1 protein-coding gene is annotated in these 1,300 nt (G+C 68.1%); it reads left to right on the top strand.

Annotation, left to right across the window (positions count from 1 at the left end; translation table 11 throughout):
* The coding region (locus ABZV34_RS39625; protein ID WP_356288205.1) for a hypothetical protein at positions 1 to 613 on the top strand (613 nt) is incomplete at its 5' end.
* Positions 614 to 1,300 lie beyond the last annotated feature (687 nt).

Genomic DNA, 1,300 nt, shown 5'->3' with positions numbered 1-1,300 from the left:
GGACGACGTCCGTCTCGCCACGCCCGTCGAGGAGATCGTCGCCGAGGGGCACGCACGCAAGCGGCGTCGCCGGCTCATGGGGGTCACCGCGGTCGGCCTCACCGCCTGCCTGGCTGTCGGCGCGTCGGTCCTCTCCCGCCCGTCGGCCGCGCCACCTGCCGTCGCCACGTCGGAAGCGAACGTGCACATCCACACCGTCGCGTACACCGTGGACACCCAGAAGGACGGCACCATCCATGCCACCTTCGACAAGCAGCGGTACTTCACCGACCACGCCGGCCTGGAGGCGGCCCTGCGCAAGGCAGGATTCCCCGTCCTGATCAGGACCGGTGTCTTCTGCAAGGGACCTGACGATGACGGGAAGCTGACTCCGTCGGGCGAGGGCGCCGGAGTGGATCGCGTACGGGAAGGAGTGCGGGAGGACGACGGGCGAGTCACCTTCGTCTTCAAGCCGGAGCACATGCCGCCGAACACCCAGCTGTTCATCGGCTACCTCGACCAGGCACAACTGGACGCCGTGCACGGCAATCCCGGGTCGGTCGAGCGACTGGTGCCCAGGAACACGAAACTGACCTGCGACACGGTCGCGCCCCCGGAGCACGTGTATCGGTAGGGCTAAGACATCCTGAAGAGGGTCGTCCGGCGCTTCCGCCCAGGCGATCCTCCCGGGGCGGTACCCGGCCCGGATCGCCACTTCACTGTCCTGCCGGGCACAGCGCGTGGAAGGGCATGTCGGGGACGACCGCGCTCACTGCGCCCGGCTGACGGACTCGCCGGCGATCAGGCATACATGCCTTGCGACGGAGCTCGGTTCGACGTTCCACACGGTCACGACGGCGCTGGTCACCGCGCGGTACGGGGTGGGCCTCCGTGGGCCGAAGGAGCTGCTCTCACCCCGAGGTCCACCTGGCTGAAGCCGAACGAGGCACGCCAGACCGGGATCGCGGGGTCGGGCACGTCCCAAAGGCCGATGTGGCTCGGGGCGTTCCGGAGTCACGACCGCTGCCCCTGCGCGTCGCCTTCACGGCGTCCGGTACGCGCATGCTGTACGAATATTGTTCGCCCGTTGTACGCCTTCCCCGTGTGTCATGGCGGAGGTTGTGAACGCGGCAGGGTGCAATCCGGTGTTCGGGTGCCATCCTGTGTGTCCATTGCCGTCTCACCCTGGGTTGCGCACCCGGTGCCCCGGGCTGACAACGTTGTCTTCTGGTGGGGCCGAACCGTGCGTGCGTATGACGACGCTGGAGAGGTCACGTGCCTATCAGATCCCAACCACCCATGCCCCGTGTGGTCCTGCCGA

The sequence above is a fragment of the Streptomyces sp. NPDC005195 genome, assembly GCF_040608315.1.
GTDB classification, from domain to species: domain Bacteria; phylum Actinomycetota; class Actinomycetes; order Streptomycetales; family Streptomycetaceae; genus Streptomyces; species Streptomyces kaempferi.
The sequence above is the reverse complement of the archived record's forward strand: the minus strand, read 5'-3'. Positions and strand labels throughout refer to the sequence as shown.